General features: G+C 57.9%; 21 protein-coding genes. 17 read left to right on the top strand and 4 right to left on the bottom strand.

Annotation, left to right across the window (positions count from 1 at the left end):
* Positions 1-86 precede the first annotated feature (86 nt).
* From BLQ99_RS11110 to BLQ99_RS11095, 4 genes are read left to right on the top strand one after another with little or no spacing between them, the layout of a single operon-like run.
* Complete coding sequence (locus tag BLQ99_RS11110; protein WP_093690979.1) at positions 87-1,598, top strand: TIGR02677 family protein; 1,512 nt, start codon at positions 87-89, stop codon at positions 1,596-1,598.
* A gap of 1 nt (position 1,599) precedes the next feature.
* Entirely contained in the window at positions 1,600-2,757 is a 1,158-nt protein-coding gene (locus BLQ99_RS11105; protein WP_245690448.1) for a TIGR02678 family protein, read from the top strand.
* Between the two features lie 26 nt (positions 2,758-2,783).
* Complete coding sequence (locus tag BLQ99_RS11100; protein ID WP_171904663.1) at positions 2,784-7,028, top strand: TIGR02680 family protein; 4,245 nt, start codon at positions 2,784-2,786, stop codon at positions 7,026-7,028.
* 9 nt (positions 7,029-7,037) lie between these two features.
* On the top strand, positions 7,038-8,405 hold the full coding sequence (locus BLQ99_RS11095) for a TIGR02679 family protein (RefSeq protein WP_093690973.1): 1,368 nt from the start codon (positions 7,038-7,040) through the stop codon (positions 8,403-8,405).
* A gap of 41 nt (positions 8,406-8,446) precedes the next feature.
* Here the strand turns inward: BLQ99_RS11095 and BLQ99_RS15310 are convergent, their stop codons facing one another.
* Positions 8,447-8,575, bottom strand: coding sequence for a hypothetical protein (locus BLQ99_RS15310; protein WP_281240889.1), 129 nt, complete (start codon positions 8,573-8,575; stop codon positions 8,447-8,449).
* 104 nt (positions 8,576-8,679) lie between these two features.
* Here BLQ99_RS15310 and BLQ99_RS11090 point away from each other — a divergent pair, with 104 nt between their 5' ends.
* The 4 genes from BLQ99_RS11090 to BLQ99_RS11075 all read left to right on the top strand — a co-directional run bounded on the left by BLQ99_RS11090 (position 8,680) and on the right by BLQ99_RS11075 (position 11,519).
* Positions 8,680-9,360 carry a hypothetical protein gene (locus BLQ99_RS11090; protein ID WP_093690972.1) on the top strand — a complete coding sequence of 227 codons (681 nt, stop codon included), beginning with the start codon at positions 8,680-8,682 and terminating at the stop codon, positions 9,358-9,360.
* Positions 9,361-9,388: 28 nt separating this feature from the next.
* On the top strand, positions 9,389-9,910 hold the full coding sequence (locus tag BLQ99_RS11085; protein WP_093690970.1) for a hypothetical protein: 522 nt from the start codon (positions 9,389-9,391) through the stop codon (positions 9,908-9,910).
* A gap of 97 nt (positions 9,911-10,007) precedes the next feature.
* Positions 10,008-10,235 (top strand): hypothetical protein, encoded by a 228-nt coding sequence (locus tag BLQ99_RS11080; RefSeq protein WP_093690968.1) that lies wholly within the window; start codon positions 10,008-10,010, stop codon positions 10,233-10,235.
* 135 nt (positions 10,236-10,370) lie between these two features.
* Entirely contained in the window at positions 10,371-11,519 is a 1,149-nt protein-coding gene (locus tag BLQ99_RS11075; protein WP_093691019.1) for a DNA polymerase IV, read from the top strand.
* Here the strand turns inward: BLQ99_RS11075 and BLQ99_RS11070 are convergent.
* Entirely contained in the window at positions 11,511-11,819 is a 309-nt protein-coding gene (locus BLQ99_RS11070) for an MBL fold metallo-hydrolase (protein ID WP_093690966.1), read from the bottom strand. The genes BLQ99_RS11075 and BLQ99_RS11070 overlap by 9 nt on opposite strands.
* A 145-nt stretch (positions 11,820-11,964) precedes the next feature.
* Here BLQ99_RS11070 and BLQ99_RS11065 point away from each other — a divergent pair, with 145 nt between their 5' ends.
* The 3 genes from BLQ99_RS11065 to BLQ99_RS11055 all read left to right on the top strand — a co-directional run bounded on the left by BLQ99_RS11065 (position 11,965) and on the right by BLQ99_RS11055 (position 15,286).
* On the top strand, positions 11,965-13,092 hold the full coding sequence (locus BLQ99_RS11065; RefSeq protein ID WP_093690964.1) for a M20/M25/M40 family metallo-hydrolase: 1,128 nt from the start codon (positions 11,965-11,967) through the stop codon (positions 13,090-13,092).
* A 164-nt stretch (positions 13,093-13,256) separates the two neighbouring features.
* Positions 13,257-13,790 (top strand): hypothetical protein, encoded by a 534-nt coding sequence (locus BLQ99_RS11060; RefSeq protein WP_093690962.1) that lies wholly within the window; start codon positions 13,257-13,259, stop codon positions 13,788-13,790.
* A complete protein-coding gene (locus tag BLQ99_RS11055; protein ID WP_093690960.1) occupies positions 13,790-15,286 on the top strand; it encodes an AAA family ATPase in 1,497 nt (498 codons plus the stop codon). The genes BLQ99_RS11060 and BLQ99_RS11055 overlap by 1 nt, the downstream gene beginning before the upstream one ends.
* A gap of 50 nt (positions 15,287-15,336) precedes the next feature.
* On the opposite strand, the gene BLQ99_RS11050 is transcribed toward BLQ99_RS11055, so the two are convergent.
* A complete protein-coding gene (locus BLQ99_RS11050) occupies positions 15,337-16,440 on the bottom strand; it encodes a tetraprenyl-beta-curcumene synthase family protein (RefSeq protein ID WP_245690438.1) in 1,104 nt (367 codons plus the stop codon).
* 289 nt (positions 16,441-16,729) lie between these two features.
* On the opposite strand from BLQ99_RS11050, the gene BLQ99_RS11045 reads away from it, so the two are divergent.
* The 3 genes from BLQ99_RS11045 (at position 16,730) to BLQ99_RS11035 (ending at position 19,518) form a co-directional block, all read left to right on the top strand.
* Positions 16,730-17,287, top strand: a complete 558-nt coding sequence (locus BLQ99_RS11045) for an RNA polymerase sigma factor (RefSeq protein ID WP_093690956.1) — start codon at positions 16,730-16,732, stop codon at positions 17,285-17,287.
* A 12-nt stretch (positions 17,288-17,299) separates the two neighbouring features.
* Positions 17,300-18,274 (top strand): hypothetical protein, encoded by a 975-nt coding sequence (locus BLQ99_RS11040; RefSeq protein WP_093690954.1) that lies wholly within the window; start codon positions 17,300-17,302, stop codon positions 18,272-18,274.
* Positions 18,275-18,501: 227 nt separating this feature from the next.
* Complete coding sequence (locus BLQ99_RS11035) at positions 18,502-19,518, top strand: ABC transporter substrate-binding protein (protein WP_216093664.1); 1,017 nt, start codon at positions 18,502-18,504, stop codon at positions 19,516-19,518.
* A 36-nt stretch (positions 19,519-19,554) separates the two neighbouring features.
* Here the strand turns inward: BLQ99_RS11035 and BLQ99_RS11030 are convergent, their stop codons facing one another.
* Positions 19,555-19,782 carry a hypothetical protein gene (locus BLQ99_RS11030; protein WP_093690952.1) on the bottom strand — a complete coding sequence of 76 codons (228 nt, stop codon included), beginning with the start codon at positions 19,780-19,782 and terminating at the stop codon, positions 19,555-19,557.
* 178 nt (positions 19,783-19,960) lie between these two features.
* Here BLQ99_RS11030 and larAH10 point away from each other — a divergent pair, with 178 nt between their 5' ends.
* The 3 genes from larAH10 to BLQ99_RS11015 all read left to right on the top strand — a co-directional run bounded on the left by larAH10 (position 19,961) and on the right by BLQ99_RS11015 (position 24,228).
* Entirely contained in the window at positions 19,961-21,250 is a 1,290-nt protein-coding gene (gene larAH10 / locus BLQ99_RS11025; RefSeq protein WP_093690950.1) for an NPN-dependent 2-hydroxyacid racemase, LarAH10 family, read from the top strand.
* Positions 21,251-21,502: 252 nt separating this feature from the next.
* Positions 21,503-23,689, top strand: a complete 2,187-nt coding sequence (locus tag BLQ99_RS11020) for a molybdopterin-containing oxidoreductase family protein (protein ID WP_093690949.1) — start codon at positions 21,503-21,505, stop codon at positions 23,687-23,689.
* Between the two features lie 2 nt (positions 23,690-23,691).
* Positions 23,692-24,228: a 4Fe-4S dicluster domain-containing protein gene (locus BLQ99_RS11015; protein WP_093690948.1), complete on the top strand. Its 537-nt coding sequence runs from the start codon at positions 23,692-23,694 to the stop codon at positions 24,226-24,228.
* Positions 24,229-24,230 lie beyond the last annotated feature (2 nt).

Raw genomic sequence — 24,230 nt, 5'->3', positions numbered from 1 at the left:
CGGAATTTAAGGTCTGAGAGATTAGTCGCCGGCCCGCCGAGCCTTTATTAGGCAGGGTGCGGCAGCGGCGTAAAGGGAATGATGGCATGAACGAACAGGACTTGCGGCCGATTGTGGAAACAAGCTATCTTAACCGGGAAAACAGCTGGCGCTACCGGGCGATATTGCGCTATTGTTTTGTGCAGCATGAACGGCTGCATCACTATGTATATCCGGAAGAAATTTACCAGTACCTGAAGGCAAGCCCCTTTTTCGCCGATTATACCGAAGACCAGCTGCAGCAGGACCTAAAGCAGCTGGTCGAGTGGAAGAACCTTATTCCCCGTCAGGAGACGGGACGGGTACATACGATTGAGGACTTTAAACGGAAAAAGTTTCGTTACCAATGCACGCCCTACACGATTGAAATCGAGCGGATGGTGGCGCGCCTGCAACAATTAGGCGACAGTTTCGGCGGGTCGCTGGAGGCGACGCTGTTTGAACGGCTTTTGACCGCGCTTAACCGATTGTTGGCCGACGGCCCGTCGCTTCCGCTGGAAGAACTTTTCCGGGCCTGGGATGACCTTTACGGCCATTTTCGTTCCCTGGTCCAGAATGCGTCCGACTACCTTGCCCATCTCAAAAGTGATAAAGTGGAAGAACAGATGCAGACCGAGGCCTTTATCGCCTATAAGTCCGCTTTTACCCAGTACCTGCAGAATTTTATTCTCGGCATGCAGCGTACGGCCAGCAAAATCGAGGCCGTACTGAAAAAAGCGCCGGCCGATACGGTGAAGCTTATTGCCGACAGGCTGGCCGAATACCAGCTCAGCATCCCCCGCCTGGACAGTCAGCCCAGCCGGGAAGAATGGGTGACCTTGTACCTTGATCAGTATGCCAGTCTGGCCGAATGGTTTTTGGGCCGGCCCAACCATCCCAGCGAACTTATTACCCTTCAGAACGAAACGACCGATACCATCCGCCGCATTGCCCGTTTTGCCCAGCGGATCAGCGAGCGCCACCAGGCTTTTCGCAGTCGGCGCCATGATTACCTCTATTTGGCGGGGTGGTTTGCCCGCACGGAGGGGTTAGACGACGCCCACCGGCTGGCGGCGATGTTGTTTGGCGTACCCCATTCGCGCCATTTGTATGCCCAGCCGCGGGCGAGCGAGGACTTTGACCGGACGGTTTGGGACGAAGCTCCGACCATCGTTACGACAACGCCCCGTCTGCCGGGTATGCGGGAACGGAGCCGGCCGGGAGCGCTTATAGACCGCCGCGCCGAGAAGGAGGCGGCGCTGGCCGAGTATATTCGCGCCCAGCACGAACGGGAAAGGCTTATTGACCAGCTTATTGTCGACAATAAAATCGTGCTGTCCGACTTGGCGGAAGTTGACGCGCATGTGCGCAAGACCTTGCTGGCCTGGATTGCCCGCTGCATGCAGCGCGAAGACCGCACCATCCAGACGGAAACGGGCAGACGCATCCGGCTGGTAACCGCTCCGGGCGGCCGCCGGATAGTTTTGCGCAGCGCCGACGGGTGGCTGGAACTGCCTGCTTTTATTATTGAGTTCGTCGATGCCCGTCCGGCCATGAAGGCAGGTGAGGCCCGTGGCTGAGATGGAAGAAGTGCGGGAAGCGCTGGTGCTGCTACTAGAGAACTACTGGATTGTCCGGGAAGAAGCCCCGGAGCAGTATAATCTCATCCGTCGGCATGAGACTCAGCTGCGGAACTATTTCTTGGAAAAATGCGGCTGGCGGCTGATGGCGACGCCGCAATTTTACAAGCTGGAAAAAATCCCGGCCCAGCCAGCGCCCTGGATGGGCATTCAAGAGTTTGGCCATTCCCGGGACTACGCCCTTTTATGTTGTATTTTGGCCTTTTTGGAAGAGAAAAGCGTTAATGAACAGTTTTTGCTGAGTGATTTATGCGAAAGTTTGCTCGCGCTTTATCCGCACGAAGCGGACGAACGGCTCAATTGGGAAAGTTACGAGCATCGCCGGTCGCTGGTGCGGGCGCTGAAGTTCGCCGTGGAACGGGGCCTTGTCCGCCTGGTTGACGGCGACAGCGAACAGTTCGCCCTGCGGGCGGAAAGCGAAGCCCTGTACGAAGTGACGGTGCTGGCCCGTTATTTTTTGCGCTCATACCCCAAGGATCTTTATCAGTACCGGTCGTTGGCCGAACTACAGTCAGCCGAGCTGTTCGATGATGAGGCGACAACGGGGCGCGGGCGGCGGGTCCGTGTTTACCGGCAGCTTTTGCTTGCGGCGGCGTACAATGCTACCGACGCCCGGCCGGAAGATTTTTTGTATTTGCGGAATATGCACCGCCGGCTGCGGGATGAACTGGAGAGCTATACGGGGCTGCAGTTTGAGCTCTATAAAGACTGTGCCCTACTCACCAGCCCGGAGAGGACGAACTGGTGCAAACAGATTTTTCCGTTTTACCAAAGCGGCATCCATATGGTTATGCTGCACTTGGCCAGTTTCTGCCGCGACCGTTGGCCGGCCGGCGATGGCTGGCAGCAGAGCTTGAGCCCGGTAGCGTTTGAACGGCTGGTCGGCGAATGTCGTGAGCGCTATGGCGCCGGGTGGACGAAGGAATATCGCACGGCAAATCTCAGCCGGTTGGCGGCGGAAGTGTTAGCCGAGCTGGAGGGGTGGAATATGGCGGCTTATGATCCGGAAACCGGCTTTATCACGCTGCGGCCGGCGCTAGCAAGGCTGGCCGGGCGTTATCCGGACGGCTGGTCGTCCCAGCTAAGCCAAGCAGACTAAGCAGGATGTTAAAGTGAGGTATGGCAATGACTAGGCAAAACACTCGGGAGCAGGATCAATGGCGCCTAAGCCGCGCCGGGCTAATAAACTTCTGGTATTATGACGATGAAGAATTTCATTTTGCCGATGGCCGGCTGCTCCTGCGGGGCGCGAACGGCTCCGGCAAGTCGGTGACTATGCAGAGCCTGATTACCGTGCTGCTGGACGGGGTAAAGACGCCAGACCGGCTGGACAGTTTTGGGTCGCGGTCACGCCGGATGGAAGACTATCTCTTAGGGGAAAAAGAGCTGGTCAACCGCGATGAACGGACCGGCTATCTCTATCTTGAATACAAGCGCCGCGCCAGCGCGCAGTACCTGACCACCGGCATCGGACTGCAGGCCCGCCGCGGCAGCAGTCTCGATTTCTGGGGGTTTGTCATCACCGATAACCGGCGGATTAGACATGATCTTTTGTTATACAAAGAGGAGATTAACCCATTAGACGGCACGGTCGAGCGCGTTCCCCTGACGCGGGCGGAGCTGGAAAGGGCAATTGGGCCCGGCGGGCAGGTGGTGCGCAGCCAGAAGGAGTATATGGAGCTGGTAAACCGCCACATTTTTGGCTTTGCTTCGCTTGAACAGTATGAGGAACTGATGAAGCTGCTCATCCAGCTGCGCAGCCCGAAATTGTCCAAGGATTTTAAACCAAGCGTAATTTACGATATCTTAAACGAAGCGCTGCCGCCTTTGTCGGACGAGGAACTGCGCCCGTTGTCGGAAACGATCGAGAGCATGCAGCGCACCAAAGACCAGATTGAGCAGTTGGAACGGGACAAGCAGGCCCTGGGCCGGCTGTGCCGCAACTATGACCTGTACAATACCTATGTGCTGGCGGAAAAGGCCGACTTGACCCACAAAGCGGAGCGGCGGTTTGCCAAACTGCAGCGCGAACGGGAAGAACTCCGTCAGCGGCTGGCGGAAGATGGCCGCCAATTGGCCGAGGCAAGACAGCGCCGGGAGGAACTAAAGCGGGAAGAGGCCGTATTGGCCCGGGAGCGCGAAGAACTGCAGCAGCACGATGCGTTCCGGGCCCAGCAGCAGAAACAGCAGCACGAAACCCAGCTTAATCAGGTTACCGCGCTGCAGCGGGACAAGGCGGCCAAACTGGCGGAAAAACAGCGGCGCGAACGGCAGGAACAGCAAAAGCTGCGCGACTATGAGGCAAGGGCGGAGGAGTGCCGCGGCCGGCAGGAAGAATTGCTGCAAGATATGGACGATGCCGCCGGTCAGGCGGCTTTTGCCGAGCATAAAACGCTGGCCGGCGCGTTGGCGCAAGAGAACGCGGCTTTTTCGTTCGCCGCCTGGCGCCGGGCCGCCGGCAGCTATACCGGCCGGTTGAGCGAAGTGCTGGGGCTGCTTCGCCGCCAGGCCGAGCTGCAGCTGCGCCGGCAGGAAATTGACAAGGAGCTGGGCGAGGAGCGCCGGGTGCTGGATGAATTCCGTGCTGAATACCGCCGCCTGGAACAGCAGTTTGGCGAGGCCCGCGACCAGCTGCTCGCGGATCTGTACCATTGGTGCCAGCAGCATGGCCGGTGGCTGCCGCTCGAGCAGGACGAACTGCGCGACGCGGCGCAAGCCATTCAGGGCTTGTACGAAACCCGGTCCTGGCCGGATGTGGAGGCCCCGCTGGCCGCCGCTTACGGTCGGCGCGTGCAGGCGATAAACCAGGAACTGGGCCTTATTAATGCAGAGTTAAAGGGCCTGGAAGGAGAGGAGCAGGAGCTGACAGCCGCGCTGAATGACTGGCGCGCCCGGCGCGACCCGGAACCGCCGCGGCTGAGCGACGCGCAGGCGGCACGGGCGCTGCTAACTGACCGCAATATTCCCTTTTTGCCGCTCTACGCCGCGGTTGAGTTTAACGCCGACGTTCCCCCGGACGTGCGCGAACGGATCGAGGCCGCCCTTACCGATATGGGGCTTTTGGACGCGCTCATCGTGCCCCGGCAGCGGCGGCAGGACATTCCCCAGGACATTTACGGCGCCGTCATTCAGCCGGCGCCGCAGATCATGGCGGTGACGCTGGCCGATTACCTCCATCCCACGCCGGTTGACGGCGTAGCGGTGACAGCCGCCGATATCGATGATGTACTCCGCAGCATTATTGTCGAAGACGTAAAGCTCTGGGGCGAAGCGGCGGAAGACAGCGCGGGCGCCGCTCTTGCCGCGAATGGCGCCTACCGCATCGGGCCGGTGGCAGGCAAGGCCCCCCGCCGCCAGGCGGCCACGTTTATTGGCCGGCAGGCGCGCGAGGCGTACCGGCGCCAGCAAATTGCCGCGCTGGAAGAACAGCTGGCAGCCCTGGCGCTTAAGCAAGAAGCGCTTTATGGGCGGGCGGCCGGTTTGCAGGAAGCGCTGGAGCGCGCCAGCCAGGCCAAGGCCAATTTTCCCGCCGATACGGCGCTTCGTGTCCTGCACCACGAGAAACTGGCCGTGGCCGCCAATATTTCGCGTCAGGAGCAGGCCGTGGAGCGGGTGGACGCCCGGCTCCGCGCGGTTGTCCGTGACCTACAGGAGCTGCGCGGTGCGCTTGCTCAGGCCAGCGCCGGGATTGCGCTGCCGCTGCGGGAAGGGGACTATGCCGCGGCCGTGCAGGCAATGGCCGACTACCAGGCCAGCCTGCACGAGCTGGAATTATGTTGTCAGGACTATGCCAACCTTACGGCCAACGCCCGGCGGTGCCGGGAATTTTTAGCCGATATCCGGCAGGAAGTGGATGATTTAAAGGGCGAGCTGCTGGTTTTGGACGGCCAGGCCACCCAGCTGCGACTGACCATTGCCCACCTGGAAAGCCGGCTGCAGGAGCTGGGCGCGGATGAACTTAAGGCCCGCATCCAAAACGTGGCTAAACGGCTGGAGGAAATTCCGGCGGAAACAGCCGTGGTGATCGAGACGATTGCCATGCTGCAGGCCAATATTGACGGCGGTGAGCGGCGGCTGGCCCAGCTGGCAGAAAGCTGTGCGTTCCTGGACCAGGTATGCCGGTGCTGGCAGCAGACGGTTGACGAAGAACTGAAATTGGGGCTGGTGTATCCGGTAGATGGAGCAGGGCCGACGGTTGCCGCGATCATTCAGGAAAAAGGCGCTATTCTCAAACAGGACCGCCTGAACCGGACAACGGTCACCGGCCGCTTGAGCGAGTCCTTTTATGCCGAGAACAATGTACTGATGGAGTATCGGATGCAGCTGGAGCCGGTGGCGGCCGAACCGCACGGCTTGCCTGAGCTGCCGGCCAATATTGATGACAGCGATGAACTGGCCGGAGAGCTGGAACGGCTGTGCGAGAAGCGGCAGCGCCTGGTCATTACCCTGGACTATGACGGCCGCCGGCTAAACCCGTATCAGCTCCGGGAAGCGCTGGACCGCCAGCTTGACACGCTGCGGCTGGTGCTGTCCGAGAAAGACAAAGAACTATATGAAGAAGTCATTCTCAATAACATTGGCCGCCTTATCAACCGGCGCATCAGCGCCGCCGAGCAATGGGTCGAGGATATGAACCGCCTGATGCGCCAGCGGGATACGTCCAGCGGCTTGCGGTTTAAGCTGGAGTGGAAAGCCAGGCCGGCGGAGCAAGATGACGAGCTGGATACCGAGGACTTGGTGCGGCTCTTGCACGCCGACCCGACCGCGCTGCGGGACGACGACCTCAGCAAGATCGAGCGCCACTTTAAGGCACGGATTGAACGGGCCAAGCAGGCCAGCGACGGCGGGACGCAAGGGGCGGAGAGCGCCACGACCTTTCAGCAGGCGGTGCGGGAGGTGCTCGACTACCGCCGGTGGTTTCAGTTCCGGCTGTATTATGAGCAGGCCGGCCTGACGTGGCGGGAGCTGACCGACCGGGCCTTTTTCCGCTTCAGCGGCGGGGAAAAGGCGATGGCTATGTATATTCCGCTCTTTTCGGCCGTTTATTCGCGCTATCAGGAAGCGCGTTATGACGCTCCCTATATTATCACCCTGGACGAAGCCTTTGCCGGCGTGGACGAAAACAATATCCGCGATATGTTTGCCTTGGTGGAACAATTAGGCTTTAATTACATCATGAACTCGCAGGCGCTGTGGGGTGACTATGATGTGGTGCCGGCCCTGGCGGTCTATGAATTGGTCCGCCCTAAAAACAGTCCGTATGTGACGGTGGTGCACTACTACTGGAACGGCCAAGCGCGGACGTTAGCCGCAACCGGCGAGGACGAAAGCGGCCTGTTCGAAGTGGCCGCAGCCACGCAAACAGATTAGGGGGCTTTTATGAATCGGGAAGAATTGCTGACGGCAGCGGCCGCTTATTTTGGCCGGCCGGGTTTTCACCGGCTGCTGGCGGGTTTGGCCGCTAAATATCGGAGTTTGAACCGGTTAGGGGGCGTGGTCGTACTAAACGACCCCACCGCTGAAGAACGGGCCGAACTGGCAGCCTTTCTGCGCCACCGTCTGGCGCCCGGGGTTATTCGGGTATCGGCCCGGCAGTTCGCCGCCGCGCTGGCGGCGACCAAGTTCGGCGCCCTTGACCCGAAAGAAGTGCTGGAAAGCTGGCTCGGCAGCGAACTGGTCAGCAACCAGGAAAGCCGCCGCCGGCGCGACGAGCGGCGGGCGATGCTCCTTGAGCGGCTAACGGCGCGGTTTCCCCACCCGTTTTGCCAAAAATGGCTGCAAGCGCTGCTGGCCAAAGAGACGAACATCCGGTGGGCTCCGGACGGCAGCATAGCGCCAGCGTTTGTCGCCCACCTGGAGCTGGCTTTGCAGGCCATCAGCCGGTTGCCGGACGAGTATCAGCGCCTGCCCGTATTTGCCCAAAAGGTGTGCGGCGACCCGCACGGGTTGGACAGCGACCGCGACGCAGGCAAGCTGTTTTTGGAGGCGTTGCGCTTTCTGCGAAACGAAGAAGCGAAGACCGGCCCTGATCCGGATTATGACCGACCGATGTCGTCAGCCGAGGAAGTGGGCGAGCTGTTATATCATTTCCGCTTACTGCGCGATGATGTGCTTAATTTTGCTACCTGCTACGGTCTGGCCGCCTATGCCGGCGCGAGCGAACTGGGCTACTGGCGGGCGGCGGCCGCGGCCGGCGCGCCCTTAAACATTCCCTTGCGCGAGCTTGTCCGGGTTACGGCAGTAAGGCCGCTCGCGGCGCCGGCCCGGCCTGATGATTTGTTTGACGTTTATCTGGTGGAAAACTCCGGGGTCTTTTCCGCTTTGCTTGACGCGGTCACAGCGGATAGAAACGCTGCGGCCGCGCCAACTGGCGCCGCGCGCCCGTTAGTCTGCCTGCACGGGCAGTTTAAGCTGGCTTCCTGGGCGCTGCTTGACCGCCTTATTGCCAGCGGTGCCGTCCTTCACTATTCCGGTGATTTCGACCCAGAAGGACTGCAGATGACTCAGAAGCTATTATGCCGCTATCCCGGCCGGGTGCGCCTGTGGCGGATGACGCCCGCTGATTACGCGGCCGCCCGGCCGTCAGCGCCGCTGGACGAGCGGCGGCTGAAAAAGCTGGCCGCCGTGGACCATCCCGTACTGGCGCCGTTGGCAAAGCATATTGCCGCCCGGCGCCTGGCGGCGTATCAAGAAGGGATTTTGCCGCTTTTGGCAAACGACTTGGTGACAGGCCTGGACGCGCAATGAGAAAACAAGAGCCTGCTGACGCTTACGTCAGCAGGCTCCTGCTATTTTTGCTGCTCTTTGCCTTTTGCGCGCGTGATGCGTTGCTCGCCGTTGACCCGCAGGTTGCCCTGCTGGGCTTCTGCCGCCTGATCGACGCTTTTGGCGGCGCGGCCGACGCCGTGTTCAATCATGCTGCCACCTCCTGGCTGTATTGTGGCCGCAGAGGACTGGCGTCATGCGACAGATTGCGCTAATATAGTATAGGAATAAAGTCCCAGAGAAGGAGGCATCGGTAATGCCGATAAAACGCTGGCTCGCCATGCTGCTGGTTTTACTGGTATTTTGCCGGCCGGTGCAAGCCTTTGGCTGGCCGGACCCGGCGGCGGTAGCGACGATAAAGGAAATTTGGCAGGCCCAAACGCTTGACCAGCTCCGGCAGGGGGTGGTGGCGATCCCGGAAGAAGCAGTCAATGAGTACCTTGCCGGGGCGTTAGCGAACTTTCCGGGCATTACGGAGGCCCGTGTTACTATTCTGCCGGACAATAGACTCAGGCTGGCCTTTACGGCCAGGCAAACAGGTCGCGTTGTGGTCGAAGGCCGGATTATGAAATTGGTGCAGAACCAAGACGAGGCACAGATGGTGGTAGCAATCGGCAAACGCTCGCTGCGCGACCGGCCTGTCGCGTCCTGGCTGTTTTCACATTTGAGTCTGGGGGCGTTGGTTAAACTGTTTGGCAATCCGTTAATCGGCGCTGGCGATTATTTTGTCGCCCGCTTTGACGGCAATCTGCTGGTTGTCGATTTTAAGCCGTATATTGACCAATCGCCGCTGCGGACAGTCACCTTTGCCGGTCGCAGTCTGGCCGACTTAATCGCCGTCGATGCGGTGACAACCGGCAGCGGTGTGCTGTATCTCCATGTTTCCTATCATGGGCCGGTGGAACTATTCTCATTGTTGCGCCAATTTATCGACTAGGTAAAATACAAATGGGGGAATAAGGGATATGAAGACTAAGATTATTCTAAGCACGATTATTTTACTGCTCTTCATCAGCCCGGCAGTTTCTTTCGCCGGCGTCGCCGACGATAATGCCCTGGCCGCCGTGGCATTGTATATTGACACTTCCGGCCGTTATGTGCCGGGGATCGATATGCTGAACAAAGCCTTAAATGAAGTCATCCGCTACAAAGTCAACGCCCTCTTTTTAGGCAGCGAAGTGCAGTGCGGCAACGAGGTGCTGCGCGACCTCAAGCGGTGCAATGTGGCGTCGGCGGCTGACGCTACGCCGGACGCGCTGGCCGCTTACGCCAAGGCGCGGCATGTAAACTATATCATTCTGCTGGCCGTCCATCCGCTGGACTTAACCTTGGATATTAAGGCCTACTCGAGTGCAGCCAACACCTATATTGTGGACAAAACAGTGACGGCGCCTGACGGTGGGGCGGCTTTATCCACCCTGGACAGTTTGTCCGGTCTACTGGGCGATGAGCTTGCGAATGTTCTAACCATGATTATTCGGGGCTAATCTGGGCTAAACCGCTAATGAAAAGCGCCAATCAGGGGCATAATGTTACCGGTGGTAAAAGTACGCTTTGAAGTCGGAGCAAGGGGACACGGATGATATGAATATTAAAACCGGCCTCGAGATTGTAAAGATGCATAGCGAGTATCAGCAAAAAATTCGCGAGCTGGAAGTGGCCATCAACCAATTGGCCGATTACGACTATTGCCAGACCGTCCTGCGGGAGCAACTGAGCAGGTTGCGTTCCGAACTGGTCGCCCTGGAAGACACCCGCTTCCAGGCTCTCGAACCGGTGGTCATTGGTACCTCGCTGCTTGGCGGAAAGTAAGCGTAACTTTGATGGCGGCGTCGGCAAACGGGCGCCGCTTTTCGCATGGTGTGGGTGGTGGCTTATTGGAAGGGCTTTACAATCGCGAACTAGTGTTCTATGATAAAAGTAAAAGTGAGCGAAGCGGGTGATAATATGCAGCGCTGGATTATTCATGTAGATATGGATGCCTTTTATGCCGCGGTTGAGCAGCGCGACAATCCCGAGCTCAGGGGGCGGCCGGTGATTATCGGCGGCGTAGGCGGACGGGGCGTTGTATCGACTGCATCCTATGAGGCCCGGCAGTTTGGCGTACATTCGGCCATGCCGATGGCCGAGGCGCGGCGGCGCTGTCCGCACGGCATATTTTTGGCGCCTGACCATGCTAAATACGCCCGCGTATCGGCTCAAATCCGCGCGATCCTCGACCGGTTTTCGCCGCTGGTGGAGCCGCTGGCGCTGGATGAGGCCTTTTTGGACGTAACCGGCATGGACCTTTTGTACCCTGACCCGGTGGCCATCGCCCGGGCCATCAAGGCCGCTATCCGGGAGGAAGTGAAGCTCACAGCTTCTGCCGGCGTTGCCCCTAATAAGTTTTTGGCTAAGCTGGCCTCTGATCTTAATAAACCGGATGGGCTGACGGTGATTCGGCCGGAGGAAGCGGCGGCGCTCTTGGCCCCGCTGCCGGTGAGCCGCCTGTGGGGCATAGGCGAGGCGACGGCGGCAGCGCTGGCCCGGGTGGGGATTACTACCATCGGCCACCTGGCGGCGGTGGAGACAGGCCTGCTGGAAAAGTACTGCGGCAAGGCGGCCCGCGATTTGCAGCGGCTGGCCTGTGGCCTTGACGACCGGCCGGTTATTCCGCACCAAGAGCCCAAGTCGGTCGGTAACGAAGTGACTTTTGCCGCTGATCTTTTCCACCGGGAGGAAATGGAGACCGAACTGTTAGCGCTGGCGGAAAAGATCGGCTGGCGGCTAAGAACCGGCGGCTATGCCGGCCGCACCATCACGCTCAAGGTGCGTTTCGCTTCTTTCCGCACCATTACCCGTAGCCGGACGCTAAACGAGCCGACTAATCTGGACGAAACCATTTTCGCCACCGCGCGCCGTCTGTTAGCTGCCGTTAACCTCACCGAAGGGGTACGGCTGCTCGGGGTGACCGTATCGCATCTCTACCACGGCGGCGGACAGCTCGCCCTCTTTGGCGGCGATGACGATAAGCGGCAGGCCGTTTACCGGGCCGTCGACAAGCTGCGTGAGCGCTTTGGGGCGGGGATTATTACCCGGGGACGGCTGCTACGGTGAAAAGTGGCGCAGCCGTTCTTCCAGGGCGGCGAGGGCGGCTTCGGGGCGCAGACCGGTGATGTTGATCCGCACCGGCGCGGGGTGGCTTTCACCGGCGCAAGTGCCAATGGTAATGTCGGCCGTTTCGGTTAAACTATTGAAGGTGGTTGTGATATCGGGGTGATAGCCTGTGTACAGCAGAGCGTCTACCTTGACGCCGGGCCGGCCGGCTTCATAAAGGTCGATGACCTTGTAGCCTTTCCGGCGCAAAAGCTCAGCAAGCGTTCCCATGTGAGCCTGGAGGGCGACGACTTTGGGCATGGGGTACCTTCCTCTCTTAAAGCAGTTCGCCGTTAGTATGCGCCGGAGCATACTTTTTCCATGCCTGGGACGCACGGAAAGGAGGAATAGGTCGGTTTGCCGGCTAATTTTGTTATGTGTAAACGCCTAGAGGAGGTTTTAAGGCATGATAAATCGGGAACGTATGCTGGCCGAGTTTTTTGAACTGGTTAAAATCAAATGTTCTACCAGAGCCGAACGGGAAGTGGCCGACCTGTTGAAAGCGCGGCTTACGGCGCTTGGCCTGGAAGTAACGGAAGACAATGTGGGCGAAAAAATCGGCGGCAACTGCGGCAATGTTTTTGCTTATCTCAAGGGCTCCGTACCGACGGCGCCGGTTTTGATGCTCAGCGCCCACCTTGACTGCGTCGAGCCTTGCGCGGGTATTGAGCCGGTGCTGAAAGACGGCATTATCACCTCGGCCGGCGACACCATCCTTGGCAGTGACGATAAGTCCGGCGTGGAAGCCATTATGGAAGCGCTGCGCGTCCTGCGTGAAAAGCAGCTGCCGCATGGCGACATTCAGGTGGTCTTTACCGTAGCCGAGGAAGGCGGTCTGAATGGTTCCAAGAATATGGATCCGGCTTGGCTCAAGGCCGACTTGGGCTATGCGCTCGACTCCAGTGGCGAACCGGGCAAGATTATCGTCGCCGCGCCCGGTCAAAATAAGATCAATGTCGTCATCCACGGCAAGAGCGCTCATGCCGGCCTGGCCCCGGAGGAAGGGGTTAATGCCATTGTCGTCGCCGGCAAGGCTCTGGCCGAACTCAAGGACGGCCGGATTGACGAAGAGACGACGGCCAACGTGGGCAATATTAAAGGCGGCGGCGCCACCAACATCGTGCCCGACCGGGTGGAAATTACCTGCGAGGCCCGCAGCCGCAACCTGGCGAAACTTGAGGCTCAAACCGAGCACATGGTAGCCACTTTTGAGCGGGTGGCGGCGGCAAATGGCGCCCGGGCCGAAGTGAAAGTGACGAAAGCCTACGAACCCTATGTCTTGTCTCCGGACGCGCCGGTCGTGGCGCTGGCTAAGCAGGCGGCGGAAAGTATCGGCCTTGAGCCGAAGCTGACAGGCACCGGCGGCGGCAGCGACGCCAACTTTTTCAACAGCTATGGCGTTCCTACGGCGGTGCTGGGCACCGGCATGAACAAGGTCCATACTACGGATGAATTTATTAAGGAAGAACACCTGTATAAGACGGCCGAGCTGGTGGTAGCGCTCATCCAGACGGCGGCGCAAATGAAAAAGTAAATAGTGGAAGCTGCGCCTGTGGCGCAGCTTTTCTATATTATCGGCAGCAAAACATATATAATTTTATCTGGCGTTAATATATCACCCGTGCTATATCTTCCCCTTATCGACAGAAAAGTGGTATAATAGTGTCGATTTATGGCTTGCCGTGTAGGAGGGAGAAGATGCAACGCAAATATAACTTGCTTATCGGTTTAATGTCGGTCGTGCTTACCATCGCTCTGCTTGCCGGCGGCCAAGTGCTGTGGCAGAAATACGCCGTAGCCAAACCGCTTGACAAGATGCTGCAGGGTATTGACGGCGTGGAAAGCGCTACCTGGGAAGAGGGAACGAAAAAAGAGGAGGTTAAAATCCATGTTACGCTTCACCAGGTAGGCAATCTGCCGAAGACATATAGTGAAATTACCGATGGCAGCAGACAAATTTTAGGCGCCAGGGGTTTTAAAATTATAATTCATGACAATCGGACACCTGAATTAGAGCAGTTCTATTACAGGGTTCATTATTTCGTCCAGGAGGCTATTTTCACCGGCAATTTCGCCCTTATGGCCGAGCGCCTGCAGGAGCAGGCCGCCCGAAGCGGCGTCGCCGTCCAGGCCTATGTCGACGCCCGCCATGTTTATCTGAAAATGACCAAGGATGGCGGTGAAATGTACGAAGTGGTGCCCCGGACAATTGACGGGCGGGAGGTGAAATGATGTATTTCCTGGAAGTTGGCACGGGTATTGTGACTGGACTGATTTTATACCTCCTGTGGCAGGGGGTAAATATTCTGCCGGTTTTGTTTGTGCTGGGTCTGATTGCAGCAGCGGTGTACATGGGTGTTAACCGTCCGGGCGGTAAATCCTTCGCCGTCGTGGGCGGACGCAGCACTGAGGAACGGCTTATTGACTTTGAAGATATCGGCGGCCAGGAAGTGGCCAAAAAAGAGCTGCGGGAAGCTCTTGATTTCATAAAAGATGTCGAGCGGATTAAGAGCCTTGGCATCAGGCCCATTAAGGGCATCCTGCTCAGTGGGCCGCCCGGTACCGGAAAAACGCTTTTGGCCAAGGCGGCCGCCAAGTATATGGACTCGGTCTTTGTCGCGGCCAGCGGCTCCGAGTTTGTTGAAATGTATGTGGGTGTTGGCGCCCAGCGGGTACGGCAGCTATTCAAGCAGGCCCGCACCCTGGCGATGCGGCAAGGTAAGACGAGTGCCGTCATCTTTATTGATGAAATCGAGGTGTTGGGCGGCAAACGGGGGCAGCACCATGGCCATTTGGAATACGACCAGACGCTTAATGAACTACTGGTCCAGATGGACGGCCTGTCCGGCGACGATAAAGTTCGGCTGCTGGTTATCGGCGCAACCAACCGGCTGGATATTCTCGACCCGGCCCTGCTCAGGCCGGGGCGGTTTGACCGGCAGGTAAAGGTTGACTTGCCGGACAAAACGGGCCGGCTGCACATTTTGCAGCTTCACACCCGGAATAAGCCGCTGGCCGATGACGTTTCGCTCGAAGAGATTGCCCGGGACACTTTCGGTTTTTCCGGCGCCCATCTGGAAAGCGTGGCTAACGAAGCGGCCATTATCGCTCTACGGGAAGGGGCGGCCCAAATTACCCACGCCCACCTGCGGGCGGCGGTCGATAAAGTGATTATGGGTGAAAAGCTTGACCGCTTGCCCAGTCCGGCAGAAAAACGCCGCATCGCCGTTCATGAAGCCGGCCACGCCATTGTCAGCGAGTTTGTTCAGCCCGGCTCGGTCGCCAGTGTTAATGTCGCCTCTCGCGGCAATGCTCTGGGCTATGTGCGCCAGACTCAGCAGGATGATATGTACCTCTATACCGTCGATTATCTGCGCGGCCGTATTGCCGTGGCCTTAGCCGGGGCGGTGGCGGAGGAACTGGAGTTCGGTAACCGCAGTACGGGGGCGGGCAATGACTTTAAGCAGGCTGCCGATTTGGCCAAGCAGATTATTTTCGGCGGCATGTCCGAGCTGGGGATTGTTTCGCCTGAGGATATGCCGAAAGAGAGACTGCATAACGCCATTACGGCTATCTTAAGTGATGTGGAGGTAGCGGTGCGTGCCATTCTGCGCGACCAGCAGACAGCGCGCGACAGGGTGGTCGCCGCCCTGCTTGACCGCGAGGCCATTAGCGGCGACGAGCTGCGATCTATGCTTGGCGTAGCAGGCTATAGTCAGTGTGCGTAAAATAACAGCAGGTCAGCGAATTAGGCTGAACCTGCTGTTTGCCTTATCTGCTACAATATCTTGCTCCGCCGCAGCAGGCGGCAGAGCCAGTGGACAAACCTGGCGTAGGGACCGGCGGCAGCGAGTAGCGCCTGCTTGATGGCCCGTTCGCGGGGCGCTTCGGTCTTGGGGTCGGATAAGTACATGGCAACCAGACCGTAGATGACTGTTTCCGTAAAGGGATGGGCAGGCAAGGCCGCCGCCCGGGCCAGGGCTTCACGCAGAAAAAGGGTGAGCCGCTGGGTTATTTCGGCGTCGCTTCGGTAGTAGGCCACAAAGTTAAGGTCGCCGTGGGCCCGGTCTTCGGCCGCATCGATAAAATAGTCAAGGAGGATATGGAGCCCGGAAATCCAGGGGAAATAAGCGGCGTCAAATCTTTGCGCCTGAGCCGCCGTAAGGCGGGGGTTGGCCGCGGCAGCGCACAGCATAAACATCCCCAGCGTTGAGCCGGTGGCGGCGGCGAACTCCCAGCCGGTGATGCCGGGATAGGCGCCGAGGTGGCAGGCGACCCAGGCGTGCATTTTTGCTTCCCGTACCGTCGGGTCCAGGTGCTTGTAAGTCTGGAGCTCGCTATACAGGCCGGCCAGGCGCAGGACATAGGGTTTTACCACCGGGTAAGCCGGCAGTTTGGCAGTTTCCTGCTGGCAGGTGCGGACCAGGGCCGCCAGGTAGCCGCCGTCGTCGTGAAACGGGTAATGGCGGTAGTAGTCCTGTAGCGGCGCGCCGGGGTCGAGGGCCGCGGTCATGGCCAGGTGGAGCTGACGAAAGGCCGCCTCATCACTAATGCCGGCACGATCGCAGAGGTTGTCCAGATAATCACTGATGGTCTGGAGAGCCACTACCAACCGGATAAAATCAGGGGTTGATACGCCCTCATATAAGCTATAGATGCTGCCTCCCTGGCAGTGAAATCTTTTGTCGCGAATGCTGGCCAGGGCTTGTTCGGCAAGCTGGGGACAAGCTTGGCGGCCGGCATGTTCGCGCCAACCGGCGAGTTCGCGGTTCACCATAGGAAAAACCTGACCGACGAATTTCAGGATGAGGCTGAGACTGGCGGCGCGGCTGACAAGTTGGCGTACCACCGTTATTCCTCCCCGTTGAGGTAATCTAAACATATTTTACCTCTTGAGTTGAATGACTAGTCGATAGCTAGCGCAAATTTCCAATTAGTTCGAAGTTTTGCTACGGTGGCTTGGCAAAGCCTGAATGACTGGTCTGCTTTGCTATTTTCGCCGGTAGGATGGTATTACCTTCAACCGCACCATTGCCATGGCTGATTGATTTTGGCTTGACAGGCATTATTTTCGGCCGGCGTGGGGAAATTGAAATTATGGCGTTACCTTTTGTTTACGACATGCGTTTAATTAGTGGCCAACCGTGGTGCGGTCGGAAAGGGGGAAAGCAGTGACGGACGAACAGGCGCTGATTGCGAAAGCGCAGGCGGGCGACCGCGAGTCGCTTAATACGCTGATACTTGCGTATTGGCAGCCAGTCTATCGCTTAGTTTATCATAAAGTCGGCCATGCCGACGATGCGCAGGAGATTACCCAGGAGACATTTTTAAAAGCTCTCCGCGCTTTGCCACGCTACCGGCAGACAAACGCTAATTTTAAAACCTACCTTGGCCGCATCGCTCTTAATTTGATTACGGACTTTTGGCGGAAAAAGGGGCGGACGCCACCTTTAATTGATATCGCCGAATACGAGCAGCCGCTCCTGGATGACGGAGCCAAGCCGGAAGAAGCGGCTATTTATAGCGAACGTCAACAGGAAGTAGCCCGGCTGGTGCATAAGCTGCCGCCAGAGCAGCGGCAGGCCGTAGAACTGCGGATTGTGATCGGCTTGTCGGTACGCGAAGCGGCGGCCATCATGGGCAAGACGGAAGCGGCCCTCAAGATGCTGCAGCAGCGGGCGCTCAAGAATTTGCGCAAGATGTTCGTAGAACAGGGAATTTTGGACTAGGAGGTGTGGACTATGCCGGCCAATAAAGAACAATACCTGTTGGAAGAACTTTCCCGGGCCATTGACCGGCTGAATGCCGGGCGGCCCGCCGAGTGCCACGACTGTGACCGGGAAACCAAGGAATTATTAGCGGTCGCTTCATTGGTGAAGCAGACGGCGCCGGTTAAACAGCCGTCGGCAAAATGGTTGCGGCAAACGGTAGACCAGGTGGCGGCCGAGCTGTCGGCGGCGCGGCGGAAGCGGCGCCTGGCCTGGCTGTATTCAGGCGTTGCCGGCGCGGTCGTAGCAGCGGCGGCGCTGGTGGTCTTCTCTTTGGCCCCCGGTGTTCCCCAGGACGGCCCGCAAGTCCTGCCGCCGCTCGAAGGAACGGTTGTTATTGAAAAAGTGGCGCAGACGCCGGATGCAGCAAATAGTCTGGCAGATGCTGCTGCGTCCGGTCTGCCGCGGCAAGAGCCGCAATTAGCCGAGACGCCGCGCGATTTGACATCCTCCGTCCGTCCGGCGGCGTCCGAAAGTTCGTCGCCGCGGACGGCAAAGCCTGACGAAGCGACGCCGCGGATAGCCCAGGAAGAGGTAAAGAGCGGCCAGGCGCCAGTCAATTCGGCAGGCGGTGAGGAAAAAATCGCGCTGTTTACGCTCGCCGGCAAAGCGGCGCGGACAGTAGCGGTAGACGAAGTCACCGGTGCGGTGCGGCAAATCTTTGACAGTGACCGCGGCGAAGTGATTGTGACCCAGCGGCGTATTGACGCCGCGCAGGCGGCTAGCGCCGGGAAGGGGCGGCAAGCGGCAGCGCTCACGCAAAAAGCGGTTACGGCTCAGCCGCCAGCCAATGCCGATGAACGTCCGGCCGTAGCGCGGGAACGGTCAGCGGAAGGCCAGAATAGCAATCAGATTACGATCATCCTGCACGGCCGGGAAGTGACGGTGGAGGGGCGTCTACCTAAGGAGGAACTGTTGAAAATTGCCCGGTCGCTGGTACAGGAGTAGAATAGTGGAGACGGTTGGGGTAGAGTTTACCGGCCGTCTTTTTTATTGCCTGGTTGTGCCGGAGGGCGGTTCTTTTGAAACACGGGCAAAAAGCGAAATAAGTCAATTTTTAAATAAGTCAAGCCTGCCCCCCCGGCAATTTAATTTTTTTTAATTTCGGCAGGAATATTACACCAATATATCATATTATTATAGTAACACTTTAATATGATGAAGGAGTGGAGAGTGTGTCGAAAAAGTGGTTTAAACTTACCGCCGTACTTACGCTTATGCTGTTTGTCGCCGGGTTCGCGGCCGGGTGCGGCTCCGGCCAGCAGCCGCAGCAAGCGGCAGCGCCCAAGACTAAGCAGGTTAAGATCGCTATTTCTACCTGGTCGGGATTTGGCCCCTTGTTTATTGCCCGCGACAAGGGCTTCTTCAAGAAATACGGCATTGACATGGATATTCAGATGATTCAGGGACTCGCCGAGCGCAAGCAAGCGCTGGCCGGTAAGAAAGTTGACGGACTGGCCATCACGTTTGATATTGTTTCCCAAACAGTGGCCGCCGGTCTGCCCGTGAAAGTTATCTGGGCCCTTGCCGACTCAGCCGGCGGCGACGGGATCCTGGTGAAGGATGGCATTAATTCGGTACAGGACCTCAAAGGCAAAGAAGTGGCCTTTGACTACGGCACGGCGGCCCATGTCTTTTTGACAATGGTGCTGGACAAAGCAGGTATGACGGAGAAAGACATAAAAATTGTGCAGATGACCGGCGGTGACGCCGGGGCGGCCTTCGTCTCCGGCAAGATTGACGCCGCCGTCACCTGGGAACCGTGGCTGAGCAAAGCCACTAAAGAAAGTAAAGGCAAAGTGCTGGCCACCTCCAAAGACTTCCCCGGCGTAATTGTCGACACGATCGCCTTCCATGCCGATTTTGCCAAGGAAAACCCGGACGTCCTGCAGGGCGTGGTCAACGCCATGAAGGACGCTATGGACTGGTATGCCGCCAATCCGGATGAGGGCAATAAAATCATGGCCCAGGGCCTGAAGATCAGCGAGCAGGAAATGAAGGAGAACCTGCAGGTGATTAAGCTTATCAATTACCAGGATAATGTGAAGATGTTCGGCGATGCCGACAAACCCGGCGTTTTCTACGATAACATGAATAAGATTATCAACTTGTATTACGACAAGAAGATTATTAACACTAAGCCTGATCCCAAGCAGATTATAGATACCAGCTACCTGAAAAAGGCCAAGTAATGTGAAAACGCCGGGCTTTGGCCCGGTTTTTCCACGCTAGTCGTAGATGCGGCGCCGCATGCTGCGGGACAGTTTACCCATCTGGCTGCGGGCAGCGGTAACCTCGTCCCGGAGCTGCCGCACCTCGTCACGGGTGCTTTCGACCGAGTCGAGCAGTTTGGCCAGCAAAAGTTCTAATTTCTGCTGGTTGTCATTGAGGCGGCTGAAGCCTTGGTTAAGCCGTTCGATTAACTGGCGGATGGCGTCATGCTGAGCGGTATACATCCTAACACTCTCCTTCTTTTTCTGTCGGATGCAAGGTTTTGGCGTCACTGCTTGACCCCTTCGTTTTCCGGTTGCTATAATAATAAATATATGTTTGCGTTCTGCTAAATAGGCCCCAGGGCAAGTTTTCGCCGGAAATTTGCCCTGGGCTTTTCCGTAATTTAAAGGAGGCTAAAATATGGCGACCTTTCATCTCGGCTTTGGCAAGGGGTCTTTGCCGGTCACGCTACCGGACGAAAAAATCCTGGAAGTTATCGAAGGAAGGCCCGTGCAACCGGTTACCGACGTGCGGGCGGCCGTACAGGACGCGCTGCGCCGTCCAATTGGCGCGCCGCCGCTGGCGGAAGTGGTAAACCCGGGTGACAGGGTGGCGATCATTGCCAGCGATGTAACACGGGCGTGGTTAAAACAAGACCGGTTTCTACCCGTCCTGCTGGACGAACTGAATGGCGCCGGGGTTCCGGATAAAGATATCTTCCTTGTTGTTGCCCTTGGCGCGCACCGGCGGCACAGTGAGGCCGAGCACGTGGCGACCTATGGCCGGGAAGTGGTTAGCCGGATCCGCATCCTGCAAAGCTATGCCCTGGACGAGGAGGAATTCGTATATGTAGGCACCACCAGCCGGGGCGTACGGGCTTGCCTTAACCGCCATGTCGTCGGCGCCGACAAAGTCATCCTGACCGGCGGCATCGTTTATCATTCCATGGCCGGGTTTGGCGGCGGCCGCAAGGGCATTGTCCCAGGCATTGCCAGCTACCAAACTATTCAGGCTAACCATACCTTTTGTCTGCACGAGGAGATTGGCAAAGGGACAAGTCCCTACTGTGACAGCGGCAAACTGGCCGGCAACCCCATGCATGAAGATTTAATGGAAATTGCGGCCATGCTTAATCCCGCCTTTCTGCTGAATGCGATCATGACGGCGGAAGGCCGGTTCGCCCGGTTTGTGGCCGGCCACTGGCGCGCTGCCTGGGAGGAAGGATGCCGCGCGGTCGAAGCCATCTTCGGCGTACCGGTCAAGGGTAAGGCTGACTTAGTCATTGCCAGCGCCGGCGGGTATCCCAAGGACATCAACTTGTACCAGGGAACCAAGGCCCAGGACAACGCCATGCTGGCTTGCAAAGACGATGGGGTGGTCATTTTGGTGCTAGAATGTCCGGATATTGCCGAGCCGCCTGATTTTAGCGATTGGTTTGAGTACCAGTCGCTTTACGACCGGGAACTGGCCTTGCGCCAGGCCTTTACGGTCCCCGGTTTTGTAGCGCTAAAATGCGGCGAATATGTGCGCCGAACGCCCAATATCGTCGTTACCCTGCCGGAAAACCGGGACTTTATTGCCAAGACCGGCATGATTCCGGCCGCATCACTTGCGGAAGCGCTGGCCATCGCCGAGGAGAAACTGGGGCGTAAAGATTATACGATCACCATCATGCCCCACGGCGCCAACACCGTGCCGATAATTAAATAGCGATAACGATAAAGCAGCTGCCTGACCGGGCAGCTTTGTTGCCGTTATGCACAGACCGACGCAAGACGGATGGTTATAACCGTATAAAATATTCTGATTGGCTATGACCGCTAAAAAGGTAGGAAATGGGACGTATAAATGTAGAAAATACCAATAGAAAATTTATTATTTTTTCATAAGAAATACTAATCTGAATTGTGAAAAGGGTACGAATTTTGCGCCTAAACCAATTTATAAGGAGGCAAAACGGGAATGTGGGCCAAACGTTTTACCCGGCGAACCTTTCTTAAAGCGGCGGCGACAGCGGCCGCTGCCTTGGGCGCCGGCGGAACCTTTTCCTTCGGCGACTGGCTGAAAAAAGCCAGTGCCGCCACGGTAACCAAGGTTCCGTCCATTTGTGAGACCTGCTCGGCCGGTTGCGGCCTGTGGGTGCATGTGAAGAACGGACGTATCTGGAAAGTGAGCGGGCAAAAAGATCATCCTGCCAGCAAAGGGCGGTTGTGCGCCCGCGGCCATGCCGGCATGCTGCTGGCGTACCACAAGGACCGCATCACCCATCCCATGAAACGGATGGGGGAAAACTGGTATGTTCCCATCACCTGGGAGCAGGCGTACACCGAAATTGCCGCCAAGCTCAAACAGGTTTTGGCCGAACACGGGCCGGAGAAATTCTTCATTTCCCATAATCCCAGGCCGACCGGTAAATTTTATCTGGACAGGTTTTTGGCGGCCGTCGGGTCATCGACGATTCAGTCCCATCACTCGATGTGCAGCACCGCCCGCGACGTAGCCTACAAATGGACGACCGGCGGCATGGCCACAGCCGACATCGGTAAGACCAAGTATATCGTCTTTTTGGGGCGCAATTACGCCGAAGGATTGTCCCCGTCAAGCGTAGCCAATCTTGTTGCCGCCCATGAGCGGGGCGCGAAAATCGTCGTCGTCGATCCCCGGCATAATGCGTCCTGTCTTTTTGGCCAGTGGGTTCCCATCCGGCCCGGTACCGACTTGGCGCTGCTATTGGCCATTGCCCGTGTGCTAATTACGGAAGACCTCTATGACAAGGATTTTGTCACCAACCATTGTGTCGGCTTTGACGAGTTTAAGCAGGCCATGACGCCGTACACGCCGGAATGGGCGGCCGCGATCACCGATATCCCGGTCGCTACCATTTACGAGATTGCCCGCGGCCTGGGCCAAAACCGGCCGGCCAGCTGCATCGAACAGGGTTACAAGGCCCCTAATGGCACCAACTACGCCAACGGCACGCAGATGTTCCGCGCGCTGGCCTGCGTCAACGCCCTGCTCGGCAACTACGGCCAGGACGGCGGCATGAAATTTCCGGTCGGTCCCAAACTCGGCTCGCTCGACCCCAAGAAATATCCCGCCCCGCCGAAAGCCAAAGTGCCGCGCTGTGACGGCGTCGGTATCAAGGGGGAATTCCCATTATGCCAGCCGAGCCAGGGCATTGTCCACCTCATGCCCAAGATGGCCATGGACGGGCGGGCCAAAGCCGGCTTTTTACACCGCATTAATCCGGTGCGCAACGCGCCCGATCCGGAATTTATGATGAAGGGCTACAAACAGCTTGACCTGTTGGTCGTCTGCGACGTTAAGTGGTCAGAAACGGCCATGTGCGCCCACTATGTCCTGCCCGAGTGCAGCCCGGCCGAGCGCGAGGATCTGCCTGACGGTCTGTCCGGCGGCAAACCGGCCGTCACCATGCGTTCGCAGGCGATTGACGTCATCCACCCCGAGACCAAGCATCTGGCCGACATCATTACCGAACTGGCAAGTTTTATGGGACTAGGCAAATACTTCAATTTCACCCGGGAAGAAGTAGCGGCCGCCATGGTGAAACCGTTGGGCATCACGCTTGACGACTTGCGGGCCAAAGGCACCATTGGTTTGCCGGGCGGCCAAAAGCCGGGTGTGCCGGAGTTTAAGACCGAATCGAAGAAAGTGGAACTCTACTGCAAAGCCTTTGCCGACAACGGCTTCGACCCGGTGCCGAAATGGCAGCCGCCGCTTGTTAAGGCCGATAAGAATACCTTTGTTCTCATCCACGGCAAGCAGGCCTTTATGTCCCATACCTCAAGCGCCAGCGATCCTTACCTCTTAGAGATTGCCCGCCAATATAACTTTGAGCGCATTTGGATTAATGCCGACCGGGCGAAAAAACTCGGCATCAAAGACGGCGACCTGGTCGAAGTGTCTTCGCCGCTTGCGACCCGTAAAGTCCGGGCCAAGGTGACGGAACGCATCCATCCGGATGCGGCGTACCTGCCGGCCGGCTACGGTCGTTTTGCGCCATTCCTCAAAACCGGACGGGGCTTTGGCGTTAATCCCAACGACTTTGTGCCCTTCCGCACCGAGCCCATTTCCGGGCATGCCATGATGATGGAAGTGGCGGTCCATATTCGAAAGGCGGGTGAATAAGCATGCCGCGTTATGCGATGATTATTGACGTGAAAAAATGTATTGGCTGTTTTGCTTGTCAGGTGGCCTGCCAGACCCAGAACGAACTGCCGCCGGAAAACGCCTTGATCCGCTTCGAAGACAAGGAAGAGGGCAAATATCCTAACGTCAAATATACCGTCCTGCCGGTTCAATGCCAGCACTGCCAGGACGCGCCGTGTGTGCCGGTCTGTCCCACGACCGCTTCCTATAAACATGAGACTGGGGTCACGCTGGTCGACAAGAATAAATGCATGGGCTGCCGGCGCTGCATTGCCGCCTGCCCATACAACGTCCGTACGCATATCGCGAGCGAGGGCGTTGTCCAGGGGTGCACCCTGTGCCTGATGACAGAAGTGGCCAAGGGGCACGAACCGGTTTGTGTACAAACTTGTCTGACGAAAGCGCGCTTCTTTGGCGACCTGGACAACCCGCAGGGTGAATTCGCCAAACTGCTGCCGAAAGCACGGCCCCTGCGTCCTGACTTCGGTACCAAGCCCACACTGCTTTACATACTTTAAAC

This window comes from Sporolituus thermophilus DSM 23256 (assembly GCF_900102435.1).
Taxonomy (GTDB): domain Bacteria; phylum Bacillota; class Negativicutes; order Sporomusales; family Thermosinaceae; genus Thermosinus; species Thermosinus thermophilus.
This window is presented reverse-complemented; position numbering and strand designations above follow the sequence as displayed.

Coding starts and splice junctions, on each gene's coding strand:
- BLQ99_RS11110 (WP_093690979.1), top strand. CDS start 87: ATGAACGAACAGGACTTGCGGCCGATTGTGGAAACAAGCTATCTTAAC.
- BLQ99_RS11075 (WP_093691019.1), top strand. CDS start 10,371: ATGCAGCGCTGGATTATTCATGTAGATATGGATGCCTTTTATGCCGCG.
- BLQ99_RS11015 (WP_093690948.1), top strand. CDS start 23,692: ATGCCGCGTTATGCGATGATTATTGACGTGAAAAAATGTATTGGCTGT.
- BLQ99_RS11080 (WP_093690968.1), top strand. CDS start 10,008: ATGAATATTAAAACCGGCCTCGAGATTGTAAAGATGCATAGCGAGTAT.
- BLQ99_RS11020 (WP_093690949.1), top strand. CDS start 21,503: ATGTGGGCCAAACGTTTTACCCGGCGAACCTTTCTTAAAGCGGCGGCG.
- BLQ99_RS11030 (WP_093690952.1), bottom strand. CDS start 19,782: ATGTATACCGCTCAGCATGACGCCATCCGCCAGTTAATCGAACGGCTT.
- BLQ99_RS11105 (WP_245690448.1), top strand. CDS start 1,600: ATGGAAGAAGTGCGGGAAGCGCTGGTGCTGCTACTAGAGAACTACTGG.
- BLQ99_RS11070 (WP_093690966.1), bottom strand. CDS start 11,819: ATGCCCAAAGTCGTCGCCCTCCAGGCTCACATGGGAACGCTTGCTGAG.
- BLQ99_RS11040 (WP_093690954.1), top strand. CDS start 17,300: ATGCCGGCCAATAAAGAACAATACCTGTTGGAAGAACTTTCCCGGGCC.
- BLQ99_RS11100 (WP_171904663.1), top strand. CDS start 2,784: ATGACTAGGCAAAACACTCGGGAGCAGGATCAATGGCGCCTAAGCCGC.
- BLQ99_RS11055 (WP_093690960.1), top strand. CDS start 13,790: ATGTATTTCCTGGAAGTTGGCACGGGTATTGTGACTGGACTGATTTTA.
- BLQ99_RS11060 (WP_093690962.1), top strand. CDS start 13,257: ATGCAACGCAAATATAACTTGCTTATCGGTTTAATGTCGGTCGTGCTT.
- BLQ99_RS15310 (WP_281240889.1), bottom strand. CDS start 8,575: ATGATTGAACACGGCGTCGGCCGCGCCGCCAAAAGCGTCGATCAGGCG.
- BLQ99_RS11095 (WP_093690973.1), top strand. CDS start 7,038: ATGAATCGGGAAGAATTGCTGACGGCAGCGGCCGCTTATTTTGGCCGG.
- BLQ99_RS11085 (WP_093690970.1), top strand. CDS start 9,389: ATGAAGACTAAGATTATTCTAAGCACGATTATTTTACTGCTCTTCATC.
- BLQ99_RS11050 (WP_245690438.1), bottom strand. CDS start 16,440: ATGTTTAGATTACCTCAACGGGGAGGAATAACGGTGGTACGCCAACTT.
- BLQ99_RS11090 (WP_093690972.1), top strand. CDS start 8,680: ATGCCGATAAAACGCTGGCTCGCCATGCTGCTGGTTTTACTGGTATTT.
- larAH10 (WP_093690950.1), top strand. CDS start 19,961: ATGGCGACCTTTCATCTCGGCTTTGGCAAGGGGTCTTTGCCGGTCACG.
- BLQ99_RS11065 (WP_093690964.1), top strand. CDS start 11,965: ATGATAAATCGGGAACGTATGCTGGCCGAGTTTTTTGAACTGGTTAAA.